Raw genomic sequence first — 4,186 nt, 5'->3', positions numbered from 1 at the left:
CTAGTACTACAGCAACACTCTCCATGATCCGAAGACAGGTCGCCCCTGTGATCTGCGCTTATGTAACTGATCTTCAGTCGTACCAAAGCTTGCCGTCGGCGGGTTGCCGACGACACACCGACAAGTGTTGCTGTAGTACTAGGGAAGACTGCGTCCCAGACGCGCTGACCGAAACCGTGGTTGGACGCGACGCCGCGACGGCCCGAGACCGCGACCTGCATATCCTCGAAGGCGAAGTCCCGTCCAACCCGCGATGGCGTCCATTCAACTGCGATTGGCAACGATTCGCGTCCTGTTACGAATCCGTCGGTGCCGCGCGGCGATATGCAGCATGTGCCGCGCAAGAATGGGGGGACGATGTAGTCGAGACGGTCGAGTTGCTGGTGTCCGAACTCGTCACGAACGCAGTCAAAACGTCCATTTATCTGTCAAAGTACGCCGAGGATGACTACCGCGAACGGGAGGACATCTTCGTGCGACTCAGCTGCCTCGGCGTGAGCCTGGTCATCGAGGTCTGGGACCGGAACAAAGCGAAGCCGATACTCGAAGATCAGAATCTGACCGCTGAGAGGGGGCGCGGACTATTTTTGGTGGACGCGCTGAGCACGCGGTGGGCGTACTATTATCCCCAGTTCAGCGGAAAGGTTGTCTGGTGCGCAGTCCGGGTGCCTTCGATACCTTATCCGACGGTTTCCGACGAGGTCGGGGACCTAGTGTCTCGTGATTCTGGGTTATTTACATGATGGGATAGGGGGCGGAATCAAGCGGTCATGGCAACGCATGCCGTCCAACAGCTCGTTGAACATTTCTACCGGCTTTCGCCAGCCCAACGTCTCACGAGGTCTGCCATTCAACTCCTTGGCCACTCTATCGAGCTCCGCCTGGGAATGCAAGGACAGGTCGGTGCCCTTCGGGAAGTACTGCCGAAGAAGGCCGTTGGTGTTCTCGTTCGAGCCCCGCTGCCAGGGCGAATGCGGGTCACAGAAGTAGACCGGCATGCCGGTTCTGAGGAGTGAATTACCCAGCCACGGAAGGGCTGGTACCGGACGTGCGGTATCGCGTCGGGAGCCTCGGGCTTCCAGCGCGAGTTGTCGCGGTGTTTAGTTCGCTATTTAGCAGCGGCCTTCCTACGTGTATCGCCTCAGTGGCTGGTGGTTATGCGACTGGTTCCACTGTGACGGTGACACCGAGTTTTTTTGAGTTCGGCGATAAGAGTCTTTTTACGGCGTTCAGGGTTGCGCCGTCGTCGGGTATGCCAGTCACCGCCGAGGTCGTGGTAGTCCGTGTTGGTGAACATGTGCCAGTAGGCGACGAGGATGTCGTGGCGGGTCGCGCCGATCGCTTTCAACACGCCGCGCCGGCCGCGGATCTGGGCGTGGTGGGAGGCGAGGTAGGTGTCCTTACTTCGCGCGGCGGCGTGCGCGGCCTCGGTGAGAGCGGTGCGGAGCCATCTGTTGCCGTGCCGGGTCCGGCCGGATTTGCTTTTCCCGCCGGAGGTGTGGTTCCCCGGGCAGATCCCAGCCCAGGACGCGAGGTGGCCGGCGGTCGGGAAACGGGACATGTCAAGCCCGACCTCGGCGATCAGGACGGTGGCGGTGACCCGGCCGACCCCGACGATCGTCATGATCTGCTCGACCTTCTCCTGAAAAGGGGCCAGCATCACCGCGATCCGGTGGTCCAGCTCCTCGATCTGGGCGTCGCACAGATCGATCCGTTCCAACAGCTGGGCGGCTAGGAACCCGTGATGGCCCGAACGGAAACGGCCCGCGAGCGCCTCCTGAAGCTGGGGGATCTTTCCTCGCAGCCGGCCGCGGGCGAGGTCGGCGAGCGTTTCCGGGGAGGTTTCCCCGGCGATCAGCTCTTCAAGGATCGTCCGGCCGGACACCCCCAGCAACTGGGAGGCGACGGACGTCAACTTGACACCGGCGTCCTGCATGACTTTTTCCAGCCGTTGGACGTCACGGGTTTTCTCTTCGACCACGGTGCGCCGGGCGCGGGTGAGATCACGTATGTCCCGGAAGGGTTTCGGGGGCACGAACGACGCCCGGACCAGGCCGTGGGCGACCAGGTCGGAAATCCACACCGCGTCCGCCACATCGGTCTTGCGGCCTGGTACGTTACGGACATGCGCGGCGTTCAGCAGCCAGCACTCGAAGCGGTCTTCCAACAGGTAGTAGACGGGTTTCCCGTAAACGCCGGTCGATTCCATCCCGACGATCGTCACCTTGTTCTCGGCGAGCCAGTCGGCCAGCAGGCCCAGCGACCCGCCGGTAGTGGCGAAGGTCCGTATCTCTACCTTCGCCTGCCCCGACCTGCCCTGGATACGGCGGCGGCGACCGTGTCCCGATGAATATCGAGGCCGGCGCACCGCGGGAAAAGAACCTCCACGGCTCTTCCCTCCCAAACAGTGACTGACAGAAGCGTGCTGCCCGGGGAGGCCTGTACATGTAGAAACTGAGGAACGCGCTCGTGACAGCAAGAAAGGGTGCCTCAGGCACTCCGCGATCATACTCATGGACGGGCTCTTCGCACCAGAGAGCGCCGATGTCGATCCGGACAGCACTCCACCATCATCCCAGACCCCTGCACCACCCGATCAATAGACCCAGCCAACGGCATCCATAACCAATCCGCCAAATTCTCATCCGAACGGGTGGCGGCACGCCGCCACGAATGCTCACGGTAAAATCGGCGTGGCCGGCCATCTCCTTCCCCTGGTCCCAGGTGAGGCTGTTACGAAGGAAATCGGGGAGCTCTTCCATCTTTCTGGCGAGTAGGTAGGCAACACGTTCGGCATTACGGTCGTAGGGAATTCGTACCAGCATGACGAACCGTGTGGTTACGGTCTACCAGCGTCGCGATCTAGGACTTGTTTCCCTTCCCGATGATGAGATCCCCCTCCCAAAATCCAGGGACGGCTCGATCATCGGCCTCCTTCGGCCGCTCGCTGATGTTGACCATGTCGACGATCTTCCCTCGGGTCTTGGTCGCGCGGGACCGGTTCACCCGTCGGGTACGGCCCTGGCGCAGGGCGACCGTCAGCTCGGTCCGCAGCTCACCGCGGGCCTGGAGGTACAGACACTCGTAGATCGTCTCGTGCGACACCCGCATGTCCTCGTCGTCGGGATGGTCTTCTCGTAGTCTCTTACTGATCTGCTGGGGTGACCATTTTTCCCGTAGGCCGTCGTTCACCGCGTCATGAAGCCGTGGCAACGCTTCGAGCTTGCGTTCTTTCGGACGCGCAAGATTCTCCTCGCAGCGTCGCTGTGCCTCGACCGCGCGATATGCCGTCGTGCCGCCGTTACGGTCGATCTCCCGGGATATTGTTGAGTGGTGCCGGCCGAGCATCGTCCCGATATACCGCCGACTTGTGCAGGCTGAGTTGCCGGGAGATGGTTTCCCGCTCCTCGATCTTCAACAGCTCGTACGAGGCCATCCACCGTCCAGTCCGTCGACGCTACCGAGATCATTTTATCGGAGCGTCGCTACGACCGTTTGAACCCGCCCGGCTTATCCTCACCAGGGCTACGAAACATCCACTCAGAACAGCAGGATGAGGTTCGTCAGCGCCAGGATCACCCCGGCGACCTGGCAGGCGAGCGCGCCCCGGCGGGCCGCTCGCACCCGGCGCTCCCGGTTGTCGTCGGGCGGCCGCGCGGGGACGAGAGCCTCGGCGTTGCTGTGGCCCCATCGTCCGATCGCGAACACGGCGGCGCCGAGGCCGAGCTGGACGACGATGGCGATCACCATCGCGGGCTCGCGACCGGATCCGGATCCCGGTTCACCGGCTGCCTGCCGGTGCGGGAGCCTGCCCGGACGGGACAGCGGCGGTGGCGGAGGTGTCCTGCGGCGGGGAGTCCGGATCCGCGGGACGGTAACCCGCGGCGTACCTGACATGGGCGTTCCTGATGGCGCCAGTCAGCCAGCCACGCCAGGCGCCGAGCTGGCGCTCCAGCTGCACCTGCTGACGCAGGCTGTCCTTGACCTGGTCGAACACGGCCGGCGCCGGTGGTATGATCTGGATCACCTTGCCGACGTTCCAGCCGTACTGGGTCTGGACCGGGCCGAACACGGCGCCGGGCGGGGCTGCGAACGCGACCGGGGCGTACCCGGAATCGAGCTGGCTCGCGGTGACGACGCCGAGCGCACCGCCGCCGTCCCTGGTGCTCCCGTCCAGGCTGCGCTG

Annotated in this window: 5 protein-coding genes and 1 pseudogene; 1 reads left to right on the top strand and 5 read right to left on the bottom strand. The window is 63.4% G+C overall.

What is annotated here, in order from left to right:
- The first annotated feature begins 23 nt into the window (after positions 1 to 23).
- The gene (locus CV1CTNOD_RS10970) at positions 24 to 743 is read left to right on the top strand and encodes an ATP-binding protein (RefSeq protein ID WP_242606586.1); all 720 of its coding nucleotides are present in this window, start codon (positions 24 to 26) and stop codon (positions 741 to 743) included.
- Here the strand turns inward: CV1CTNOD_RS10970 and CV1CTNOD_RS10965 are convergent.
- The 5 genes and pseudogenes from CV1CTNOD_RS10965 to CV1CTNOD_RS10945 all read right to left on the bottom strand — a co-directional run.
- A pseudogene (locus tag CV1CTNOD_RS10965) lies at positions 732 to 1,007 on the bottom strand (IS30 family transposase); the annotation flags it as partial. The gene CV1CTNOD_RS10970 and the pseudogene CV1CTNOD_RS10965 overlap by 12 nt on opposite strands.
- Before the next feature lie 134 nt (positions 1,008 to 1,141).
- Positions 1,142 to 2,368, bottom strand: a complete 1,227-nt coding sequence (locus tag CV1CTNOD_RS10960) for an IS110 family transposase (protein WP_242606585.1) — start codon at positions 2,366 to 2,368, stop codon at positions 1,142 to 1,144.
- 494 nt (positions 2,369 to 2,862) lie between these two features.
- Positions 2,863 to 3,348 carry an IS30 family transposase gene (locus CV1CTNOD_RS25670; RefSeq protein WP_207386344.1) on the bottom strand — a complete coding sequence of 162 codons (486 nt, stop codon included), beginning with the start codon at positions 3,346 to 3,348 and terminating at the stop codon, positions 2,863 to 2,865.
- A 192-nt stretch (positions 3,349 to 3,540) separates the two neighbouring features.
- Positions 3,541 to 3,750, bottom strand: a complete 210-nt coding sequence (locus CV1CTNOD_RS10950) for a hypothetical protein (protein ID WP_131786006.1) — start codon at positions 3,748 to 3,750, stop codon at positions 3,541 to 3,543.
- A gap of 31 nt (positions 3,751 to 3,781) precedes the next feature.
- On the bottom strand, positions 3,782 to 4,186 hold a 405-nt coding region (locus CV1CTNOD_RS10945; RefSeq protein ID WP_207386343.1), incomplete at its 5' end, for a peptidylprolyl isomerase.

This window comes from Protofrankia symbiont of Coriaria ruscifolia (genome assembly GCF_900634745.1).
In the GTDB taxonomy this organism is placed as follows: Bacteria; Actinomycetota; Actinomycetes; order Frankiales; family Frankiaceae; genus Protofrankia; species Protofrankia californiensis.
Note: the sequence above shows the minus strand (reverse complement) of the source record. Positions and strands in the feature narration are given on the sequence as shown.

Excerpts from the sequence above, each read along its gene's own strand:
- CV1CTNOD_RS10970 (WP_242606586.1), top strand. The coding sequence starts at position 24 with ATGATCCGAAGACAGGTCGCCCCTGTGATCTGCGCTTATGTAACTGAT.
- CV1CTNOD_RS25670 (WP_207386344.1), bottom strand. The coding sequence starts at position 3,348 with ATGCTCGGCCGGCACCACTCAACAATATCCCGGGAGATCGACCGTAAC.
- CV1CTNOD_RS10950 (WP_131786006.1), bottom strand. The coding sequence starts at position 3,750 with ATGGTGATCGCCATCGTCGTCCAGCTCGGCCTCGGCGCCGCCGTGTTC.